19 protein-coding genes are annotated in these 20,601 nt (G+C 69.6%); 10 read left to right on the forward strand and 9 right to left on the reverse strand.

The genetic code is table 11. The annotated features are described in order from the left end of the window. On the reverse strand, positions 1–1,233 hold the full coding sequence (locus tag IE660_RS00400; protein WP_203566355.1) for a coiled-coil domain-containing protein: 1,233 nt from the start codon (positions 1,231–1,233) through the stop codon (positions 1–3). Between the two features lie 125 nt (positions 1,234–1,358). After that, positions 1,359–1,802 (reverse strand): methylmalonyl-CoA epimerase, encoded by a 444-nt coding sequence (gene mce, locus IE660_RS00405; RefSeq protein WP_203566356.1) that lies wholly within the window; start codon positions 1,800–1,802, stop codon positions 1,359–1,361. Positions 1,803–1,989: 187 nt separating this feature from the next. Here mce and IE660_RS00410 point away from each other — a divergent pair, with 187 nt between their 5' ends. The 3 genes from IE660_RS00410 to IE660_RS00420 all read left to right on the forward strand — a co-directional run bounded on the left by IE660_RS00410 (position 1,990) and on the right by IE660_RS00420 (position 4,127). Next, entirely contained in the window at positions 1,990–2,133 is a 144-nt protein-coding gene (locus tag IE660_RS00410; RefSeq protein WP_203566357.1) for a hypothetical protein, read from the forward strand. Positions 2,134–2,162: 29 nt separating this feature from the next. Then, on the forward strand, positions 2,163–2,708 hold the full coding sequence (locus IE660_RS00415; protein WP_203566358.1) for a PH domain-containing protein: 546 nt from the start codon (positions 2,163–2,165) through the stop codon (positions 2,706–2,708). Positions 2,709–2,882: 174 nt separating this feature from the next. Further along, positions 2,883–4,127 carry a potassium channel family protein gene (locus IE660_RS00420; RefSeq protein WP_203566359.1) on the forward strand — a complete coding sequence of 415 codons (1,245 nt, stop codon included), beginning with the start codon at positions 2,883–2,885 and terminating at the stop codon, positions 4,125–4,127. A 23-nt stretch (positions 4,128–4,150) separates the two neighbouring features. On the opposite strand, the gene IE660_RS00425 is transcribed toward IE660_RS00420, so the two are convergent. Together IE660_RS00425 and pgm are read right to left on the reverse strand one after the other, a co-directional pair. Then, positions 4,151–4,930: a hypothetical protein gene (locus tag IE660_RS00425; protein WP_203566360.1), complete on the reverse strand. Its 780-nt coding sequence runs from the start codon at positions 4,928–4,930 to the stop codon at positions 4,151–4,153. Positions 4,931–4,934: 4 nt separating this feature from the next. Continuing rightward, positions 4,935–6,563 carry a phosphoglucomutase (alpha-D-glucose-1,6-bisphosphate-dependent) gene (pgm, locus tag IE660_RS00430; protein ID WP_203566361.1) on the reverse strand — a complete coding sequence of 543 codons (1,629 nt, stop codon included), beginning with the start codon at positions 6,561–6,563 and terminating at the stop codon, positions 4,935–4,937. A gap of 77 nt (positions 6,564–6,640) precedes the next feature. On the opposite strand from pgm, the gene IE660_RS00435 reads away from it, so the two are divergent. Further along, a complete protein-coding gene (locus tag IE660_RS00435; protein ID WP_203566362.1) occupies positions 6,641–7,591 on the forward strand; it encodes a tetratricopeptide repeat protein in 951 nt (316 codons plus the stop codon). Positions 7,592–7,613: 22 nt separating this feature from the next. Here the strand turns inward: IE660_RS00435 and glgB are convergent, their stop codons facing one another. The 4 genes from glgB to glgX form a co-directional block, all read right to left on the reverse strand. Continuing rightward, positions 7,614–9,548 (reverse strand): 1,4-alpha-glucan branching protein GlgB, encoded by a 1,935-nt coding sequence (gene glgB, locus IE660_RS00440; protein ID WP_203566363.1) that lies wholly within the window; start codon positions 9,546–9,548, stop codon positions 7,614–7,616. A 2-nt stretch (positions 9,549–9,550) separates the two neighbouring features. Then, complete coding sequence (locus IE660_RS00445; RefSeq protein ID WP_203566364.1) at positions 9,551–10,891, reverse strand: maltokinase N-terminal cap-like domain-containing protein; 1,341 nt, start codon at positions 10,889–10,891, stop codon at positions 9,551–9,553. 8 nt (positions 10,892–10,899) lie between these two features. After that, positions 10,900–12,876, reverse strand: coding sequence for an alpha-1,4-glucan--maltose-1-phosphate maltosyltransferase (locus IE660_RS00450; RefSeq protein WP_328701822.1), 1,977 nt, complete (start codon positions 12,874–12,876; stop codon positions 10,900–10,902). A 105-nt stretch (positions 12,877–12,981) separates the two neighbouring features. Beyond that, entirely contained in the window at positions 12,982–15,144 is a 2,163-nt protein-coding gene (gene glgX, locus IE660_RS00455) for a glycogen debranching protein GlgX (RefSeq protein ID WP_203566366.1), read from the reverse strand. 109 nt (positions 15,145–15,253) lie between these two features. Between glgX and IE660_RS00460 the strand changes: the two genes are divergently transcribed. From IE660_RS00460 to IE660_RS00480, 5 genes are read left to right on the forward strand one after another with little or no spacing between them, the layout of a single operon-like run. Continuing rightward, positions 15,254–16,051 (forward strand): enoyl-CoA hydratase/isomerase family protein, encoded by a 798-nt coding sequence (locus IE660_RS00460; RefSeq protein ID WP_203566367.1) that lies wholly within the window; start codon positions 15,254–15,256, stop codon positions 16,049–16,051. Next, a complete protein-coding gene (locus IE660_RS00465) occupies positions 16,048–17,244 on the forward strand; it encodes a cysteine desulfurase family protein (RefSeq protein ID WP_203566368.1) in 1,197 nt (398 codons plus the stop codon). Before IE660_RS00460 ends, IE660_RS00465 begins: the two co-directional genes overlap by 4 nt. Then, on the forward strand, positions 17,241–18,326 hold the full coding sequence (gene mnmA, locus IE660_RS00470; protein WP_203566930.1) for a tRNA 2-thiouridine(34) synthase MnmA: 1,086 nt from the start codon (positions 17,241–17,243) through the stop codon (positions 18,324–18,326). The genes IE660_RS00465 and mnmA overlap by 4 nt, the downstream gene beginning before the upstream one ends. After that, entirely contained in the window at positions 18,326–19,315 is a 990-nt protein-coding gene (locus IE660_RS00475; protein ID WP_203566369.1) for a uroporphyrinogen decarboxylase/cobalamine-independent methonine synthase family protein, read from the forward strand. Before mnmA ends, IE660_RS00475 begins: the two co-directional genes overlap by 1 nt. A gap of 35 nt (positions 19,316–19,350) precedes the next feature. Beyond that, positions 19,351–19,548 (forward strand): hypothetical protein, encoded by a 198-nt coding sequence (locus IE660_RS00480; RefSeq protein ID WP_207730882.1) that lies wholly within the window; start codon positions 19,351–19,353, stop codon positions 19,546–19,548. A 26-nt stretch (positions 19,549–19,574) separates the two neighbouring features. Here IE660_RS00480 and IE660_RS00485 read toward each other — a convergent pair whose 3' ends face one another. After that, the gene (locus IE660_RS00485; protein WP_203566931.1) at positions 19,575–20,186 is read right to left on the reverse strand and encodes an ACT domain-containing protein; all 612 of its coding nucleotides are present in this window, start codon (positions 20,184–20,186) and stop codon (positions 19,575–19,577) included. A gap of 106 nt (positions 20,187–20,292) precedes the next feature. On the opposite strand from IE660_RS00485, the gene gatC reads away from it, so the two are divergent. After that, positions 20,293–20,601, forward strand: coding sequence for an Asp-tRNA(Asn)/Glu-tRNA(Gln) amidotransferase subunit GatC (gene gatC / locus IE660_RS00490; RefSeq protein WP_328701775.1), 309 nt, complete (start codon positions 20,293–20,295; stop codon positions 20,599–20,601).

A 20,601-nucleotide genomic window follows, 5' to 3' on the forward strand; every position in this document is an offset into this window, starting at 1 on the left:
TCAGTCCCGCTGGTCGCGATCCTGCTCCTCGCCATCCTGCTTGGCCGCCTCCGCGTCGTTCGTGGCGGAAGGTTCGATCGAGGGCGGTTCCTGTCCCGGCTCCAGGACGACCGTGGGCTCGGCGTCCTGGGCAGCCGCCTCGGGCCTGGGGCGGGGGCGCGACGACTCGTCCGCCGCGAGGCCGTCGAACGGGTCGGTGTCGGGGAAGTCCGCGCCGGCCTCACCGGCCAGGGCGCGCAGGTTCTGCAACTGGGCGATCATCGAGGACTTGCGCTGCAACAACACGGCGACCTCGCGCTCGAGCTGTTCCTTGCGCCAGGCGTACTGCTCCTCGAGCCGGTCCTTCATCATCGCGGTCTGCCGGTGGGCGGCAGAGATCTGTGACTCCGCCTCGCGGGTGGCGTGCACCCGCACCCGCTCGGCCTCGTCGAGGGCCTGGGCCCGCAGTCGCTGGGCGGCCTCGGCCTCCCCGGCAAGGTGGGCGGCCGATCGCTCCTGGTGGGCGGTGAGCTCGGCCATCAACGCACTGGCACGGTCCTTGACGTCGGCGTGGTGCAGTTGGGCTCCCTCGACCACGCCCGAGGCCTCGGTGCGCGCGGCGAGCAGCAGTTCAGCGGCCTCCTGCTGGGCCTGCTCGCGCAGCCTGACCGCCTCGAGGGTCGCAGCCTCGATGATCCCGGTGGCGTTGCGATCAGCCTCAGCGAGTCGGCTGTCGGACTCCCGCTTGGCCGAGGTGACCAACGAGCCGGCCTGGGCGCGGGCCTGCTTGAGTGTGGACTCGGCATTGGCGTCCAGTTCGGCACGCAGGCTGCGCAGGTTGGCCAGACCGGCGACCCGGATGTCGTCGGCCTCGGCCTGGGCATTGGCGCGAAGGTCGGCCGCGACCCGCCGGCCCTCCTCCTTGATGCGCTCCGCCTCGAGCCCTGCCTTGGCGACCAGGTCGGCCGACTGGGCCTCGGCGGCCCTCAGGATGGCGGTGGCGTGGGCGCTGAGCTTGCTCAGGTCGCTGGCGCCACTGCTCTGCTGGGCGGCGACCACCTCGCGACGCAACTGCCGGGTGAGGTGCTTCAGCGTCGAGAGCTGGGTCTCGATCTCGCGGACGTAGCGGTCGACCTCGTGGCGCTCGTAGCCCCACATCGCGCCGGGGAAGCTGCCGGCCGCACTGGCCTTGTCGTCGAAGAGGTTGAGTCCGGTGTCCTCGTACTGTTCGTCGCCGAGTCGTGGCTCAGTCACGCTTGTCCTCCCTACAGGCAACGTGCCGGGGGCTGGGTCGTCGGCGTCAAACCTATCAGCGAAGCAGGGACGCGCCCCGGGGATTCTTCCGGGGCGCGTCGCGTGCTGTCAGGGTCGTCCGAGGATCAGTGGTCGGCGTTGCCGGGCTGGGTCAGCTCGAGCAACACTCCACCGGCGTCCTTGGGGTGCACGAAGTTGATCCGGGCGCCGCCGGTGCCGGTCTTCGGTTCGGGGTAGAGCAGCCGGACGCCACGCTCACGCAGGGTCGCAGAGACCGCGTCGATGTCGGCCACGCGGTAGCACAGCTGCTGCATGCCAGGGCCGTTCTTGGCGATGAACTTGGCGATGGTGGAGTTCTCGTTGAGCGGGGCCAGCAGCTGGATCTGGGCGTTCTCGGGCAGCTGGGCACCGGTGCCCATCATCGCCTCGGCGACACCCTGCTCCTCGTTGACCTCACGATGCAGCACGCGCCAGCCGAACACCTCGGTGTGGAACTTGATGGCCTCGTCGAGGTCGGGGACGGCCAGGCCGACATGGTCGATGCAGATGAAGAGATCGCTGTTGTCCATGGGTCCAGCTTGTCATGTGCCCGCCCTGCGGCACTGGGTGGGGTGCGCGATGCCCACGGCGCGCCGCCTCGGATCGGCGGCCCTCGTCATGCATGATGAACCCACGTCGTCCGACGGGCAGCGCCAGTGTGGCAGCGGGTGGTGCCTCGAGCGACGACCTTCCCCATCTGCCACGAGGAGAGCATCTATGAGCTGGGTCAAGAAAGTGGTGTGGACGCTCGTCGTGGCGTTCGCGCTGTTCTACGTCTTCACCCAACCCGAGCAGACTGCGGCCGCGATCCGGGGCTTCTTCTCCGGCCTGATCAGGCTGTTCCGCGCACTCGCCGGCTGAGCCGCGACGCTGTCGCCGGTCGGTCAGCCATGGCGTTCCTGAGGCGCTTCCTCGTCCCTGACGTCGACAGGCACCTGCTCGACGACGAGGGCGAGTACGTCATCGACGAGGTGGCCAAGCACTGGATCACGATCGTGGTGCCCGTCGCCGCCGTGGTGGCCAGCATGCTCGCCTTCGGGGCGATGCCCTGGATGGGGCCGTGGTTCTGGGCCGGCCTGGTGCTGGGAGCCGCGTTGCTGGTCTACGGCCTGCTGGGCATCCACCGTCAGTACATGGATCGGTTCGTGGTGACCAACATGCGGGTGTTCCGCGTGCACGGCATCCTCAGCCAGCACCTCGCGACCATGCCGATGACCCGAATCCTCGACATCTCGGTGTACCAGCCCTTCTTCGGACGGCTTGCCGGGTACGGCCACTTCGTCTTCGAGTCGGCCGCCCAGGACCAGGGGCTGCGCGACATCAAGTACGTGGGCCACCCCGAGGAGCGCGACCTGACCATCCAGCGCACGATCCAGCGCGCCGGACTGCGCAGCATGGTTCGCCGGGCCGACCCCGACGACCGCGACGGCAACTGAGCCGCTGCCCCTGCGACCCCGCCTCGCTAGGCTGCGCGGCATGGGGGACGAGCCAGTGAGGGTGGTCGTGGTGGGTTGCACCAGCACCAGCCTGCGCTTGGTGGACGAACTCCTCGGCGCGGGAGTCACGGTCGACGTGGTGGCACCCTGAGCGAGCTGCTGGGGCACTGCAGGGTGCTGTCGTCGGCAGAGTTGGCCACCCCGTCGTTCGTCGCCGCCGGATTGCCCGGCGGCCAGGCCGACTCCTTCGACCTCGCCGGACGACGGGTGGTCGCAGGCGCCCGGGAACTGGTCGGCGGGCCCCTGCTGGCCGTCCTGGGCAACAGCAGGGGGCGTGGCTCGGCGGCGTTGCCGGGGGACGAGGGCGACGTGGTGCTGGGCAGTCGAGTGCTGCCGGTGTCGCGGCCACCTGCGCGCCAGAACGGCGTGGTCGGAGCCGTCGCCCGCGTCTTCGACCGCAGGCTTCGCTGGGTGGTGACCATCCTGGTGCTGCTGATGCTGGCCTCGACGGTCTACTTCCGGATGGTGGCCGGACTGGAGTGGTCACTGGCGTTCTACGCCGCTGTCACCGCCTCGACCCTGACCGGGATCGGCGACATCGGCGAGATGTCCCCTGCAGCGCGTTTCGGTGCGCTCGCGATCCAGTTGTTCGGACTCGTGCTCAGCTCCGGCATCACCGCCGTCATCGTGGACGCCCTGCTCAGCGCCCGGCTGGCGGCCCTGGCCGGGGGAGTGCGCGGCAAACCCACCCACCACGTCGTGGTCTGCGGACTGGGACGGATCGGGCGAGCGGTCGCGCTCGACCTCAAGCAGCGGGGTATGCCGGTGATCGCCATCGAGCGCACCGAGACCACCACCGGCGTGAGCCAGGCACGCCAGGCCGGCATCCCGGTGATCGTGGCCGAGGCCAGCGACGCCCAGGTGCTCGAGCAGGCCGGGGTCTCGCGCGCTGACACCGTCATGGCGCTGACCGACAACGATGCCGCCAACCTCGAGATCGCTCTGACTGCACGACACGTGCGCCCCGACGTACGACTGGTCATCCGACTCTTCGACCAGGGATTGGCCGAACGGGTCGAGCGGCGGCTGGGGCTGGGCCAGACCCGCTCGGTGTCGATGGTGGCTGCGCCTGCCTTCGCGGCGGCCGTGCTGGGCCACCGTGTCGACCGGGTGGTCTCGGTCGGTCGCCAGGTGCTGGTGCTGACCGAGGTCGAGGTGGCGCGCGTGCCCGGGGGTGACCGCGCCCTGGTCGGCCAACTCGAGGCGCCCCACCAGGTGCGGGTGCTGGCGCATCGCCGCCAGTCTGAGCAGTGGAGTTGGACGGTCCCGGCCAACACCTCGGTGCGCCCGGGTGACCTGGTGGCCGTGGCGGCGACCAGGTCAGGCCTGGCCGGGCTCAATCGGCTGGTGGCTCGCTGACGTCTTCCGGCAAAGGGGCATTGTCAGTGGGGGCGCAGTCCCAGTTCGCGTTCCCAGACCGCCAACGCCGCCTGCTCGACCGCAGCGGGCCACAGCGTGCCCGTCTGCTCGGCCAAACGGCGTCCTCGTCGAAGGTACTCGCCGACGATTCCCTGTTGGGCACGCAGCACCGATGCCTCGTCCACCCCGATCGGGCCGATCGCGGCCAAGGCCGAGTGCTGCTCGGCGGTCAGGTACCGGTTGAGTCGCTTGGCACCGTCGTTCTTGCGCACACCGTTCTCGGCCAGCATCAGTGGAACCAGCCACTGGTCGCGCATCATCGCCGTGCCCGCCGAGGCTGCCAGCCACTCGCCACGCCCGGCCACCGCGACCAGGTTGCCGACGAAGTAGCAGAAGACCTCGGGTCGCCCGACGGGCCAGTAGGGCTCCGTGGACGACGGTGCCGGTGCGATGTCGTCCAGCCGGTCGTCCTTGTCGAGCAGGACGACCCGCGGCAGGTCGTCGAGGGCGTCGTCGACGTCGTGCACGATCAGGTCGACGTGCAACCAGTCCGGGGTGACCAACAGGTGTCCGCCGGCCACCCCGGGGAGGGTGTCAGCGATCACCGTCCGCACCAGCCCGGTGACCCAGGCAAGGACCTCGAAGCCAGGTTCGGTGAGCAGGTGCAGGTCGAGGTCGCTCCAACGGTCCGCAGTACCCGCGGCGAGCGAACCGCCCGCGAAGACCGCCCGGACGCGCTCCTGGCGGGCCAGGTCGGCGAGCAGGGTGGTCAGCAGGCCCCGCAGGTCCTCGGGGACGGCCAAGGACTCAGGCCAGGGCCGCATCGACCACCTCGCGCGCCTGGGCCTGCACCTGGGCCAGGTGCTCGGGGCTCTTCAGCGACTCGGCGTAGATCTTGTACTTGTCCTCGGTGCCCGAGGGGCGGGCAGCGAACCAGGCGTTCTCGGTGACCACCTTGATGCCACCGATCGCCGCGCCGTTGCCCGGAGCATCGGTGAGCGTGGCCACGATCGGCTCGCCGGCGAGTTCGGTGGCCGTGACGTCGGCGGGGGAGAGGGCCTTCAGCCTGGCCTTCTGCTCGCGGTTGGCGTCGGCATCCACCCGGGCGTAGTAGCTGCGGCCGAAATCTGCCTCGAGGTCGGCGTAGTGCTGGCTGGGCGTCCTGCCGGTGACGGCAGTGATCTCGCTGGCGAGCAGGTCGAGGATCAGGCCGTCCTTGTCGGTGGTCCACGTGCCTGCGTTGAGCTCCAGGAAGCTGGCACCGGCGGACTCCTCACCGCCGAAACCGAAGTCACCCGAGATCAGTCCGGGCACGAACCACTTGAACCCGACTGGCACTTCGACCAGCCGTCGTCCGATCTGGCTGGCGACCTTGTCGATCATCGAGCTCGACACCAGGGTCTTGCCGACCGCTGCGGCGGACGGCCACCCGGGTCGGTGGGTGAACAGGTACTGGATGGCGGCCGCCAGGTAGGCGTTGGGGTTCATCAGCCCGGCGTCGGGGGTGACGATGCCATGGCGGTCGGCGTCGGCGTCGTTGCCGGTGGAGATGTCGTAGGCATCGCGGTTGGCGATCAGCGACGCCATGGCGTTGGGCGAGGAGCAGTCCATCCGGATCTTGCCGTCGGTGTCGAGGGTCATGAAGCGCCAGGTCGGGTCGACCGTGGGGTTGACCACGGTCAGGTTCGGCAGCAGGTGCTCGGCGATGTACTCCCAGTACTGCACGGAGGCCCCACCCATCGGATCGGCGCCGATCCGCAGCCCTGACTCGCGGATGGCGTCGAGGTCGACGACGTTGACCAGGTCCTGGCAGTAAGCGGTGCGGTAGTCGAAGCGCACCACGTCGGCGTCGGCCCGTGCGTAGGGGGTGCGCCGGATCGAGCCCGGGTCGGCCAACAGCTCGTTGGCGCGGTCGGCGATCCAACTGGTGGCGTCGGTGTCGGCGGGTCCACCGTTCGGCGGGTTGTACTTGAACCCCCCGTCACGCGGCGGATTGTGCGAGGGGGTGACCACGATCCCGTCGGCCTGGCTCTGCGCGTGCTGCCGGTTGTACTGGATGATGGCCCGGCTCACGGCCGGGGTGGGGGTGTACTCGTCGTCACGCTCGGCCAGCACCTGGACGCCGTGGGCGTGCAGCACCTCGATGGCGGTCGTCCAGGCCGGCAGCGACAGTGCGTGCGGGTCCTTGCCGATGAACAGTGGACCGGTGGTGCCCTGCTGCGCCCGGTACTCCACGATCGCTTGGGTGGTGGCGGCGATGTGGGCGTCGTTGAAGGCCACGTCGAGGCTGGAGCCGCGATGACCGGACGTGCCGAAGACCACCATCTGGTCGGGGTTGCTCGGGTCGGGGACCAGGTCGTGGTAGGCCGCCAGCAGGGCCTCAACGTCGATCAGGTCGGATTCCTGGGCCACTTGGCCCGCGCGCTCATGTGCCATGGCTCCATCCTGTCCGGTCGGGGTTGCGCCCGGGTAGCGGTTGCCGTGAATTGTGCCCGCACTGGTTGAATGGGCCCATGACCGACGCCCCCGTGCCCGGAGCAACCAGCCCGGACAACACCACCGCCAACGCCCAGTTCTCCCGCCCCGGCGCGATGGACCTGTCCGGCCTCACCCAGGCCGCAGGTGCCGAACCGGCGACCGGCGGTGGGCCTGATGCACCTGCCGCAGCGGGTTCGTCGTGGGTCATCCAGGTCACCGAGGCCAGTTTCGACCAGACCATGCAGCTGTCACTGCGTCATCCCGTGGTGCTGGAGCTGTGGTCGCCGCGCGCCCAGGGCGCCGAGCAGCTCAGTGCCGACCTCGTCCAGCTCACCAATGCCGCTGCCGGCCAGTGGTTGCTGGCCAGGGTGAACGTCGACACCGACCCACGGATCGCCCAGGCCCTGCAGGTGCAGGCGGTGCCGACCGTGGTGGCGGTCATCGGCGGGCAGTTGGCGCCGCTGTTCCAGGGCACCCAGCCCCGTGAGCAGATCAAGGCAGCCCTCGACCAGGTCGTCCAGGTGTCGGCGGCCAGTGGCATCGTCGGCCGGGCCGAGCCGGTGGCCGGTGGCCCCACCGGCGAACAGGAGCCAGTGGCCGATCCCCGGTTCGCCAAGGCAGACGAGGCCCTGGAGCGCGGCGACCTCGCCGCAGCCCTGGCCGAGTACGACGCGCTGCTCGCCCAGACCCCCCGGGATGCCCAGGTGCAGGCCGGACGGGCCCAGGTCGCACTGATGATGCGTGCCCAGGGGGAGGCGACCGACGGGGACGACCCGGTGGGTGCCGAACTGGCTGCCGCCGACCAACTGCTCGTCCAGGGCGACCTCGACGGCGCCTTCGAGCGCCTGCTCACCGTGGTGCGTGAGAACGACGGGGACGAGCGCGAGCGAGCCCGCGTCCGGTTGCTCGAACTGTTCGCCGTGGTGGGCAACAGCGACCCGGCGGTGCTCAGGGCACGCCGGGCGCTGTCGACCGCACTGTTCTGATCGGGCCTGTCGCTCGGAGTGCTCAGATCCCGTAGTCGCCGGTGCTGTCGGCCGCGGTCAACTCTGCGTCCCACTTCAGCCAGACTGCGCCCAGGGGCGGCAGGCAGACCGTCGCGCCAGCCATGGCACCGTGGTCGCCGGGCACTCCCCGTGCCACGACCTGGCCCAGGTTGCCGTAGTTGCCGGTGCCGTCGTAGACGGGGGAGTCGGTGTTCAGGATCTCGCGCCACACCCCGGACTTGGGCAAGCCGATGTGGTAGGCGGTGTGCGGCTCGGGGGAGTAGTTGGTGATGCAGGCCAGCACACTGCCCGAGCTGTCACGGCGCAGCCAGCTGAACACGTTGGCGCCGCTGTCGTCAGCGTTGATCCACTGGAAGCCGGCGGGGTCGTTGTCGAGTTCCCACAGCGCAGGCTCGGCGCGGTAGATGTGGTTCAGGTCACGCAGCAGTTCCTTGACTCCGCGGTGGCCCCACATGTCCGCAGTCCACCAGTCCAGGCCGCGCTCCTCGGAGAACTCGGCGCGCTGGGCGAACTCCTGGCCCATGAACAGCAACTGCTTGCCCGGGAAGCTCCACATGTAGGAGTAGAAAGCCCTGAGCGTGGCGAACTTGCGCCAGTCGTCCTGGGGGATCTTGCCCAGCATCGAGCCCTTGCCGTGGACCACCTCGTCGTGGCTGATCGGCAGCAGGAAGTTCTCGGAGTACGCGTAGACCATGGCGAAGGTCATCAGGTGGTGGTCGTACTGGCGGTGCACCGGGTCACGCTGCAGGTAGCGCAGCGAGTCGTTCATCCACCCCATGTTCCACTTGAACCCGAAGCCCAGGCCACCGTGGTCGACCCGCCGGGTGACCCCGGGGAAGCTGGTGGACTCCTCGGCGATCATCAGCACACCCGGCGCCCGTTCGTAGAGGTGGGTGTTGACGTAGCGCAGGAAGTCGATCGCCTCGAGGTTCTCGCGTCCACCGAACTCGTTGGGCACCCACTGGTCGGCCTCGCGGGAGTAGTCCAGGTAGAGCATCGAGGCCACCGCGTCGACCCGCAGTCCGTCGATGTGGAACTCGTTGACCCAGTACAGCGCGTTCGAGACCAGGAAGCTCTTCACCTCGTTGCGGCCGTAGTTGAAGATGTAGGTGCCCCAGTCCATGTGTTCGCCCTGGCGGGGGTCGGCATGCTCGTAGAGCGCGGTGCCGTCGAAGCGGCCGAGCGCGAACTCGTCCTTGGGGAAGTGCCCGGGCACCCAGTCGAGCAGGACGCCGATGCCGGCCTGGTGCAGTCGGTCGACCAGGTGGCGGAACTCGTCGGGGCGACCCATCCGGCTGGTCGGTGCGAAGTATCCGGTGACCTGGTAGCCCCAGGAGCCCTCGAACGGGTGCTCGGCGATCGGCATGAACTCCACGTGCGTGTAGCCCTGCCACTTCACGTACTCCACCAGTTCCTCGGCCAGCTGCAGGTAGGTGCGTCCCTTGCGCCAGCTGTTGAGGTGCACCTCGTAGATGCTCATCGGCTCGGCGTGGGCCTGCGCCTTGGCGCGCCGGTCCATCCACTCCTGGTCGTCCCACAGGTACTGCGACTGGTAGACGATCGAGGCGGTCGAGGGAGCGGCCTCGCAGAACTGCGCCATCGGGTCGGCCTTCTCGCGCCACACACCGTCAGGGCCCTCGATGCGGAACTTGTACAGGGTGTTGGTGCCCAGTCCCTCGATGAAGATGCCCCAGATGCCCGATCCGGGGATCAGGCGCATCTCGTCGCCGTGCCAGCCGTTGAAGTCGCCCAGCACCCAGACCCGGCGAGCGTTGGGCGCCCACACCGAGAACCGTGTGCCGGTCACCGTGCCGCGCTCGTCGTCGGCGACGTCGATGACGTGGGCACCCAGGCGCTTCCAGCACTCGGTGTCGCCCCCTTGGTGCCATCCCTCGAAGTCCCAGCCGGTGAGCCCACCGAAGAAATCGTGTGCCATGGTCAGTTCCTTTCGGTCAGCGCGACGATCGCACGCATCGGGATGTGCACCCAGCTGGGGCGGTTGCGTGTCTCGTAGACAACTTCGTAGATCGCCTTGTCGGCGGTGTAGGCGTCGAGCGCGGCTCGCTGGGCGGCCGTGATGGACGAGGAGTACCCGGCCAGGAAGGCCTCGGTGGTCGCCTCACCCCAGGCCCGCGCCGCGGGGGAGGACGGGTCGTCCGCGCCAGAGGTGGCGTAGCTGAACGAGCGCACCATGCCGGCGACGTCACGCCACTTCGAGTCCGGCTCGGCACGCTCGGACAGGGTCTTCATCGGCTCACCCTCGAAGTCGATGATGCGCCAGCCGTGCGGCGTCGACAGCGTCTGGCCGAGGTGGAAGTCGCCATGGATCTGCTGCACGTTGAGCGGCATGCCGCGCAGGCCGTCGAACAACTGGCGCAGTGCGGGCGCGTGCTCGGCGAGCACGGGTGCCACCTTGGTCGCCGCCTCCAGCCGGCGTTCCATGGTGTCGGCGACGACGCGGCCGTCGACCCGGCCGGCCGGGAAGGTGTCGGCAAGCGCCTGGTGCACCGAGGCCAGCGATCGTCCAAGCGCCCGGGCCTGGTCGGTGAAGTCGGTTCCGTCGTGGGCCGAGGCGGTGGCCAGGTCCCAGCCGTCGGCTGCCTCACGCAACTGTTCGACGACCATGGCCAGGTCGGTGCGGAAGGCCGGACGATCCCCGGGTGCGACCCGACCCTCGACCCAGCCGTGCAGGGCGGCAGCGACGCTGACCCCGGATCGTCCGAGGGCGTCGTGGACGGCGATGTCGAGGTTGTGGCCGTGCTCGAGCTTGCGGAACAGCTTCACCATCGACGAGGTGCCCACCATCAGCGAGGTGTTGGACTGCTCACCGCCGAACACGCGCACCGCCCCCTGAAGGGCATCCGACTGCCGCACGACCGCCGACCAGCTGGGCGTCTCGGCCTGGCGGGCGATGGCCGTCACGTAGAGGGCGAGGGCCTCAGGGTCACGCAGCGCGTCGTGCGCACGACCGGCCCCCTCGACCTCGGCACCCTGTGCCAGCTCGGCCTCGGGCAGCACCTCGTGGCGATAGCTCACCAGCAGCTGGTAGTCCTCGACGCCGCCGTCGGGGTAGGCGATGGTGGCGACCTCGCTGCGCACCGCGACCGAAGCGTCCCCCGGGCCAGGCCCGTACCAGTCGAGCGGGGTGACCGAGACACATCGTCCGTCGCGACCCTTGCCGCCGAACCAGCGCGCATCGTCGAACGCGGCCCACAGGCCGACGTCACCCGACTCGGTCACCTGCTCGTCACCGACCGGCGACTGGGGGCTCCCAGGCATCTCGGCGGTCACAGGGGGCGGACCAGGAAGATGTGCGAGGGGTTGTCGAGGCTCAACCGGACGAAGTTGCTGCCGCCCCAGTGGTAGCTGGCACCCGTGAGCTGGTCGGTGACGTTGATCACGTCGCCAGGGCCGGCGCCCAGCGCCTCGAGGTCGAGGTGCACCTCGCCCTCCACGCCTCGTTCGGGAGCCAGGGAGCACACCACCAGTACCACATTGGACCCATCCCGCTTGGAGTAGGCGACCATGTCGTCGTTGGACGTGTGGTGGAAGTGGATGCGCCGCAGCTGCTGCAGGGCGGGATTCGCCCGACGGATCTCGTTGAGCCGACCCAGCAGCATCGACAGGTTGGGCTGGGCCTCCCAGTCGCGAGGACGGTACTCGTACTTCTCCGAGTCGAGGTACTCCTCGCGGCCCGGGGCCACCGGCAGGTGCTCACACAGCTCGAAGCCGGAGTACACCCCCCATGAGGGCGACAGCGTGGCCGCCAGCACGGCCCGCGTCGAGAACGCGGCCGGGTTGCCGGACTGCAGGTGGAAGGGGTTGATGTCGGGGGTGTTCACCCAGAAGCTGGGGCGGTAGAACGGGGCGGTCTCGGTGGAGAGTTCGGTGAGGTACTCCTCGATCTCGGTCCGCTCGGTGCGCCAGGTGAAGTAGGTGTAGGACTGCTGGTAGCCCACCTTGCCCAGGGCGTGCATCATCGCCGGCCGGGTGAACGCCTCGGCCAGGAAGATCACCTCGGGGTGCTCGGCGTGGATCTCGCCCAGCAGCCAGGCCCAGAAGTCGACCGGTTTGGTGTGCGGGTTGTCGACCCGGAAGACGGTGACCCCCTTCGAGATCCACAGCTTGAGCAGCCGCTTGCACTCGGCGTAGATGCCTTCGGGGTCGTTGTCGAAGTTGATCGGGTAGATGTCCTGGTACTTCTTGGGTGGGTTCTCGGCGTAGGCGATGGTTCCGTCGGCCCGGGTCGAGAACCACTGCGGGTGCTCGGTCACCCACGGATGGTCGGGGGAGGCCTGCAGGGCGAAGTCCATGGCCACCTCCAGACCCAGCTCGCGCGCCTTGGCGACGAAGGCCTCGAAGTCGGCCATGGTGCCCAGGTCGGGATGGATGGTGTCGTGGCCACCCTCGGACGAACCGATCGCCCACGGCGACCCGGGGTCGTCCGGCCCGGGGGTGAGGGTGTTGTTGCGGCCCTTGCGGAACTGTGTGCCGATCGGGTGCACCGGAGGCAGGTAGACGATGTCGAAGCCCATCGCTGCGGCCGCCTCGAGCCGCTCGTAGGAGCTGGCGAAGGTGCCCGACACCCAGCTGCCGTCGGCGGCCTGGTGGGCCCCCTGTGAGCGGGGGAAGAACTCGTACCAGCTGGAGAACAGGGCACGGCGACGCTCGACCCGCAGTGGGAACTCACGCGTCGGCGAGACCAGCTCGCGAGGTCCGTAGGCAGCCATGGCCCGGCGGATCGCGGTGGTGCCGACCGATTCGAGCAGTTCCTCGCTGGGACGCTCGGGCAGCATGGTGGCACCAACGCTGCGCAGCACGGTCGACGCGGTGGTGTCACCCTGCTCGGAGGCGATGGCCGAGGCCCGCTCGAACAACTGCTGGGCCTCCAGGCACAGCAACGGGACGTCCATCTCGAGCGGCAACTTGGCCTCGGCGTGGTGCAACCAGGTGTGCCACGGGTCGCTCCAGCCCTCGACCCGGAAGGTCCAGTCACCCTCGACGTCGGGCCGCACCCAGACCTCGAAGATGTCCAGACCCAACGGCTCGACCTGGGCCATGTCGATGCGGCGGGCGGTACCGTCGGGAGCAGTCAGGATCACCGAGGCGGCCACCGCGTCGTGGCCCTCACGAAACACATTGGCCGAGATCGGGAACTCCTCGCCGACAACGGCCTTCGCGGGGTAGGCGCCGGCCTCGACGACCGGTTCGACGTTGGTGACCGGAATCCTTCGGATGCTGGCCGGGTGCTGGTTGCGGACGATAGCTTCAGGCGCAGGCTTGGCGGCGCGAGGGGTGCGGGTGCTCACGGCTCCAACCTAGCGAGATTGCGGCGATGTGTCAGTGGGCTGCGTGGCCCGGGGCGTGGCTCAGTCCATCTCGGCGTCGTCCAGCCGTGCGTCGTCCGACGCGCTGAACTGCAGCGGCTGGTCGTCCGCGACGAGGTCGACGCCCATGACCACCAGGCTGCGTGAGGTCAGGGTGTACCTGTCGCCGGGCAGGAGCTGCTGCTCGGGCTGCTCGGCGACGGTCGAGACCAGCACGCGGTAGCCCACGCCCCAGGGCTCGGGGGGCAGCGTGATCACGCGGTCGTCGGGTCCATTGTGGAACCAGACCACGAAGGCCTCGTCCTGGTCGGACAGGTACATGCCCAGCACCGTGCGCGACTGGTCGGTCCAGTCCTCGTCACCCATCTCGCCGGTGTCACCGTCGAGCCAGGCCAGGTCGAAGCGGCCCGTGGGCTCGCCCGCTTCATCCAGCACCACGGCGTGGCGGCCGAACTCGGCCCGGCGCAGCACCGGGTGCTCGGCCCGCAGGGCCAACACCTGGCGGGTCAGGTCGGCGACGTCGCCCCACTCCTCGATGGTCTCCCAGTGCACCCACGACAGCGGGGAGTCCTGGCAGTAGGCGTTGTTGTTGCCGCGCTGGGTTCGTCCCATCTCGTCGCCTGCGGTGATCATCGGCACCCCCGAGGCCAGCAACTGGGTCGCCATCATGTTCTTGACCTGGCGGTGGCGCAGTTCGACGATCTCCTCGTCGTCGGTCTCGCCCTCCCAGCCGTGGTTCCACGAGCGGTTGTGGTCGTGGCCGTCGCGGTTGTGCTCACCGTTGGCCTGGTTGTGCTTCATGTCGTAGGTGACCAGGTCACGCATCGTGAAGCCGTCGTGGGCCGTGATGAAGTTGACGCTGGCGGTGGCGTCTCGTCCGTGCTGGTCGAACAGGTCGGGCGAGCCGGCCAGCCTGGTGGCCAGCACCTGCACTCCGTGGGTGGCGCCGCGCCAGTAGTCGCGGGCGAAGTCGCGGAACTTGTCGTTCCACTCGCTCCAGCCCGGGCCCCAGGCGCCCACCTGGTAACCGTAGGGGCCGATGTCCCACGGCTCGGCGATCATCTTGATGTCGGCCAGCACCGGGTCGTCGGCGATCGCGCGCTTGAACGGGTGGTTCTGGTCGACGTGGTGCTCGCCGTCGCGTACCAGCGTGGTGGCGAGGTCGAAGCGGAAACCGTCGACGCCCATCTCGGTGACCCAGTAGCGCATCGAGTCCAGCACCATGTCGAGCACCCCCTCGTGGGAGGTGTCGAGCGAGTTGCCGGTGCCGGTGACGTTGTAGTCGTTGTGCAGGTCCTGGGTTAGCCGGTAGTACAAGCCGTGGTCGATGCCCCGGAACGACAGCGTGGGACCCTCGTGGCCGCCCTCACCGGTGTGGTTGTAGACCACGTCGAGGATCACCTCGATACCGGCGTCGTGCAGTGCCGAGACCATCTCCTTGAACTCGCCGACCTGGCCGCCCAGGCTGCCCGAGGAACTGTAGGCGGCATGCGGCGCGAAGAACCCCAACGTGTTGTAGCCCCAGTAGTTGACCAGCCCGCGGCCGACCACGAACGGCTCGCTGACGAAGTGGTGCAACGGCAGGAACTCCACGGTGTTGATGCCGATGTCGAGCAGGTGGTCGATCACCGCCGGGTAGGCCATGCCGGCATAGGTGCCACGCAGGTGCTCGGGCACCTGCGGATGGGTCTGGGTGATGCCCTTGAGGTGGGTCTCGTAGATCACCGACTCCGACAGCGGACGACGCCGCGCGATCGGGCGTGGGGGCGGGGTGTTGGCCACCACCACCGACAGCGGCACCGACATCGCCGAGTCGCGGGTGTCGGGCTGGTAGTTCGACTCCGCGGTGTGGTCGGAGATCGGGCCCGCGTAGTCGACGCCCGCGGTGATCGCCCGGGCGTAGGGGTCGAGCAGCAGCTTGGCCGGATTGAAGCGCATGCCCTTGTTGGGATTCCACTCGCCGTGCACCCGGTAGCCGTAGCGCTGCCCGGCCGCGACGCCGGGCACCTCGACCGTCCAGACCCCGTCTGACAGGGTCATGTCGTGGTTGGTCTGGCTGCGGTCGGCGTTGACCAGGGCCAACTCCACACGCGACGCACGGGGTGCCCACAGCCCGAAGCGGCAACCGCTGTTGGTCAGGGTCGCGCCGAGTACCGACGTGTCCTGGGGGCCGGGGGGAAGGACGATGGGGGACGGCTTGATCATGTGCTCTCTCTGGTCGACTGGCGACGAGCGCCACGTCGCATGGTACTCGCTGCGACGTTCTCGACCCAGCCGCCACCAGCGCTGTTCGTTGCTGCGGTAGCTTTTCACCATGACCACTGACCACTCCGCCGAACGCGGCGTGTCGCTGCAAGTCCGTGACCACGTGGCGCTGCTCACCCTGAGCCGCCCACCGGTCAACGCCCTGACCATGGACATGCAGGATCGCGTGGGTGAGGTGGCCACCCAGCTCAGCCACGACCCCCAGATCAAGGCCGTGGTGATCACCGGCCAGGGCCGCGCGTTCGCGGCCGGTGTCGACATCGCCGAGATGGCCCAGATGTCGATGGCTCAGATGGCCGAGCGGGTGCACGTGATGCAGGCCTGCTTCACCGCGGTGGCCAAGATCCCCAAGCCGGTGGTGGCAGCGGTGAACGGCTACGCCCTGGGTGGGGGGTGTGAGTTGGCGTTGTGCGCGGACCGTCGCATCGTCTCGGAGGCAGCCGTCTTCGGTCAGCCCGAGATCAAGCTGGGAATCATGCCGGGCATCGGCGGCACGCAGCGGCTGCCGCGCCTGATCGGACCGGCTGCAGCCAAGGACATGATCTACACCGGTCGCCAGGTCGACGCCGACGAGGCGATGCGCCTGGGTCTGGCCGACGAGGTGGTCGAGCCGGGGGAGTTGCTGGGACGAGCCTTCGAGTGGGCCGAGCAGTTCGCGCAGGCACCGAGCTGGGCCCTGAGCTGGGCCAAGGAAGCGATCGACACCGGGCTCGAGACCGACATCGACAACGGCCTCCTGGTCGAGGCCACCGGCTTCACGGCCCTGTTCAGCACCGACGACCGGCGCGAGGGCATGGCCAGCTTCCTCGAGCAGGGCCCGGGCCGCGCCGAGTTCCGAGGACGATGAGCCCCTCGGCTCCCGAGCCGGGACGAGTACACGGGCGCAGCTACCTCGACCACGCGGCGAACTCGCCGCTTCGTCCCGTTGCCAGGAGTGCCTGGCTCGAGGCGACCGAGGCCGTCGGCAATCCCAGCGCTCTGCACGGTTCGGCGCGGGCGGCCCGCCGCGTGCTCGAGGACGCCCGTGAGCAGTTGGCCGACGACCTCGGTGCACATCCCACCGAGGTGCTGTTCACCTCAGGGGGGTCGGAAGCCGACAGCCTGGCGGTGGTGGGCGGCGTGCGCGCCAGCGGCCGGGAACGTCTCGTGGTCAGCGCCGTGGAGCACCCGGCGGTGCTGGGCGCACGCGCGCTCTGGCGGTCCACGGAAGTGGTCGGGGCGGACGAGACCGCCCGCCTCGACCTCGACGCGCTGACCGGAGCGCTCGACGACACCGTAGGGCTGGTGAGTGTGCAGACGGTCAACAACGAGGTCGGCACCCTGCAGCCGACCGACCTGGCAGCCCAGTCGGCCCACCGAGTCGGGGCACGCTTCCACACCGACGCGGTGCAGGCCCTGCTCTGGCCCGGGGTCGACTTCGCCGCCTCGCCCGCCGACCTGGTCAGCCTGTCGGGTCACAAGGTCGGGGCACCGGTTGGTGTCGGCGTGCTGCTGGCCCGTCGTGACGCCCCGCTCGACCCGATCGGTCTGGGGGGACGACAGGAGCGTGACGTGCGCTCCGGCACCCAGTCGGCGGCGCTCGCGGCGGCGATGGCCGCGGCGGTCGCCGAGCTCACCGCCAACCGGGACGAGGAGTTGTCCCGCGTCCGGACTCTGGGCGCAAGGCTTCGGCGCATCGTGCTCGAGATCGAGGGCGCCTCGCTCAACGGTGCCGGTGATGGCGAACTCGCGCATCCGGGCATCGTCTCGGCCACCTTCGACGGGATCCGGGCCGACGACCTGTTGCTGCTGCTCGACCGTGAGGGGATCGATGCCTCGGTCGGCTCTGCCTGTCGGGCAGGCGTCCACCAGCCGAGCGAGGTGGTGCTGGCCTGCGGTGGTGGACATGAGCGAGCGATCTCGACGGTGCGCTTCTCGCTCGGACACAGTTCGTCCTCAGTCGACCTCGACCCCCTCGCCACGGTGCTGCCTGCGGCCGTCGGGCAGGCCCGGGCTAGTCTGGGTGGTCGCCGAACAGGACGAGGTGGGTGGAACGAATGAGGGTGCTGGCAGCGATGTCGGGCGGGGTCGACTCCGCCGTCACCGCGGCACGCCTGGTGGCCGACGGCCACGAGGTGAGCGGGGTGCACCTGGCCCTGTCGAAGAACCCCCAGTCCTACCGCAGCGGGGCACGCGGCTGCTGCTCGCTCGAGGACTCCCACGACGCCCGCCGGGTCGCCGACCGGCTCGGCATCCCGTTCTACGTGTGGGACCTGTCGGAGGACTTCCGCCGCGACGTCGTCGACGACTTCCTCGCCGAGTACGCGGCCGGCCGCACCCCGAACCCCTGCCTGCGCTGCAACGAGGCGATCAAGTTCGCCGCCGTCCTCGACCGAGGACGAGCCCTCGGCTTCGACGCGGTCGCCACTGGCCACTACGCACGGCGGGTGAAAGGCCCGCAGGGCTGGGAACTGCACCGGGCCGCCGACCCCGCCAAGGACCAGTCGTACGTGCTCGGCGTGCTCACCACAGCCCAGCTCGAACACGCCCTGTTCCCGTTGGGCGACTCGCTCAAGAGCCAGGTGCGCGAGGAGGCCGCCGCCCTCGGCCTGGGCGTGGCCAAGAAGCCCGATTCGCACGACATCTGCTTCATCCCCGACGGCGACACTGCGGGTTACCTGACCCGTCACCTTGGCACCCGACCCGGTGACGTGGTCGACGAGCGCGGCGAGGTGGTCGGCCAGCACACCGGTCACCACCAGTTCACCATCGGCCAACGGCGAGGTCTCCACCTCGGGGTGCCCAGCGCCGACGGTGAACCCCGCTACGTGCTGCAGATCGAGCCGGTGCACAACCGGGTCACGGTTGGCTCGCGCGATCGCCTCGCGGTCGACCGGATCGAGGGCATCCGCACCACCCGGCTGTCGACCGACCACCGCGGACGATGGCGCGGAACGGCGCAGGTCAGGGCCCACGGCGAGGCCATGCCCGCCTGGGTCGAACTCGACGACGAGCGCTTGCTGGTCGAGCTCGACGAACCAGCCGCCGGCATCGCCCCCGGACAGGCCTGCGTCGTCCACGACGGCGACCGTGTGGTCGGCAGCGCCACCATCTCGAGCGCCCGTTCCACCAGGAGCAGCTGATGCTGGTCACCGCTCTCGGGTCACTGCCCGGGGAGGACTTCGCCCCCGCCGTGCGGCACATGCTCACCCACCTGCCCGAGCTCGCACCCCTTCCCGAGCTGCCCGCACGAGGTGCCACGGCCCAGATGATCGGTCGAACTCTGGCCGTCATCGAGGGACTCGGATTCGACCTGCAGCCCGCCGGGTGGCGACTCACCGACCACGACGGCATCGACCACCAACGCGCCACGGGCCTGCTGCGCCGAGACCTGGACGACTGGGAGGAGGCCGTGCAGGGCTTCACCGGCACCATGAAGCTGTCGCTGGCTGGTCCTTGGACGCTGACGGCTTCGGTCGAACGACCACGCGGCGATCGTGTGCTGGCCGATCATGGCGCCCGACGAGACCTGGCCGCCGCGCTCGCCGAGGGCGCCCACAGCTTGGTCACTGAGTTGCGTCGCAGGGTGCCCGATGTCACCTGGGTGCTGCAGGTCGACGAGCCCGCCCTGCCTGCGGTGCAGCAGGGCAGGATCTCGACTGCGTCCGGCTTCTCCAGGCACCGCAGCGTCGCCGCTGCCGAACTGTCCGACGCCCTGGCCACCCTGGCCCGGCGCGTGGACGACGATGTCGAGTCGGTGGCCGTGCACTGCTGCGCTCCGGGCCTCGACCTCGAGGTGGTGCGCCGGGCGGGGATCAGCACCGTCGCGCTCGACGTCGGCCAACTGTCCACTGCCGACCTCGATGCCCTCGCCGCCTGGGTGGACGAGGACCGTGGGGTCTGGTGGGGGGTGCTCGACGCCTCGCGGATCGACCAGGTGCCGCGGCCGGACCATCTGGCCGAACGCTGGCTGGCGGTGGCCGAGCGACTGGGGCACCCGTTGCCGGTGCTGGTCAGTGGCGGTGCGCTCACCCCGAGTTGTGGGCTGGCCGGGTGGTCGTCCGGCCCGGTCACCGCCGCGTTGCGTGCGCTGCGTGAGGCCGCCGACCTCGTCGAGGAGCGACTGGGCTGAGCAGTCCTGCGGACGGCTACAGTGGGCCCGTGCGCATGTTCTCCAACCTCAACCTCAACGGTGACGCTCCGCCGCGGGTGCAGCCGAAGGTGGGGGAGTGGGGGCCCCGCGGTGTGCCCACCACCGCCGCCAAGAAGCGGATGAGGATCTGGGTGAGCATCGCCTTCGTGCTGGCGCTGGCCGCGCTGGTCGGCCTGGGCTACTACTTCTACGACATGCTCCAGGGCGGCTGAGCCGCCACATCGTCGGCGTCAGTCGGTCAGTGCGCCAGTGAGACCAGGTGCTGCAACCGCCGAAGCTCCGAGGCGAGGAAGGCCGGGCCACCCGATCGTCCCAGGGCGACGAAACCCTCGCCCCTGACCGGCATCACCGCCACCGACGTGTCTCCCCAACCGGGCAACCACCCTTCGGGCAGGTCGTGGGCACCCACCTCGTCGTGGCCGCCCAGCGCCGCGATCGTCTGTACATCGACGTCGGGGGCCAGGTCGGTGCGCGCCCGCTGGTCACCGTTCTCGTCGACGCACAGCGCCCACTGGCAGTGGAACACCCGCGGCGCCGACTCGATCAGCACCTCCAGGGCCCGTTCGGGGCTGTTGGCCATCCGGTCGATGGTGTCGATGTCACTCTCGACCCCCCAGCTCGCGGGGTAGCGCGACAGCCACAGCACCCGCACCCCCTCGACGGAGTTGCAGGCGCTGACCAGGCTGTCGGGCAATGAGCCGGGCGGCATGCTGAGCATGAAGTCGTTGATCGCGAACCCCACGCCCCGTTCCACGATCTCGATCGCCGAGATGTCGGCACCCTGGGTGCCCATGGCGGTGGCGACCGCACCCAGTGAGCCGGGTCGGTCCGGGAGTTGCACACGCAGCATCAGCACGTGCCCAGTGTCTCGCAGCCGCAGCCCCAGCCCAACTCCAGCCGCGATGACACCCCCTAGGATGGGACGCGTCCGCCCGCCAGTACGAGGAGAACACGCCGTGGCCCAGTCCCCGACGACCCTCTCAGTGGAGGAGGTCGCGCGGCTCGCCGCCCTGGCGCGCATCGACCTCACCACCGAGGAACTGGAGCACTTCGCTCCCCAGCTCGAGGTCATCCTCGACTCCGTCGCCAGTGTCTCCGAGGTCGCGCGCGCCGATGTGCCCCCCACCTCGCACGCCCTACCCCTGACCAACGTCTTCCGTGCCGACGAGGTGCGCGAGTCGCTGCCGGTCGAGGCGGTGCTGGCCAACGCCCCGGCCAGCGAGGACGACAGGTTCCGGGTGCCGCGGATCCTCGGGGAGGACTGA

Source organism: Aestuariimicrobium ganziense (genome assembly GCF_015352975.1).
Taxonomy (GTDB): Bacteria; Actinomycetota; Actinomycetes; order Propionibacteriales; family Propionibacteriaceae; genus Aestuariimicrobium; species Aestuariimicrobium ganziense.